At 37.4% G+C, this 254-nt stretch carries 1 pseudogene; it reads left to right on the top strand.

Features of this window, described 5'->3' with window-relative positions:
• Window positions 1-254 (top strand): annotated as a pseudogene (locus ABS784_RS17190) (heavy metal translocating P-type ATPase); the annotation flags it as partial.

Raw genomic sequence — 254 nt, 5'->3', positions numbered from 1 at the left:
ATGGGTATCAGTGGATGAACATTCAGGGTTTGGAGTTTCTGCTTCTTGGAACGGGCAGAAAATATTCGTTGGGAAAGCTGCGTTTGTCGGAAAAGAAGAGGCTGAACAATTTCAAAACTCTGTTTCCAAGAAATTATACAAACAAGGAAAAACGGTTGTTTATGTTAAAGACGAAAAAGGAATTGCCGCAAGCATCGCTTTAAAAGATGTACTTAGACCTGATATGAAAAATTTGATGGATGAATTGAAAAGCA

Origin of the sequence: Geobacillus sp. G4 (genome assembly GCF_040327975.1) — a bacterium.
GTDB lineage: Bacteria > Bacillota > Bacilli > Bacillales > Anoxybacillaceae > Geobacillus > Geobacillus thermoleovorans.
Note: the sequence above shows the minus strand (reverse complement) of the source record. Positions and strands in the feature narration are given on the sequence as shown.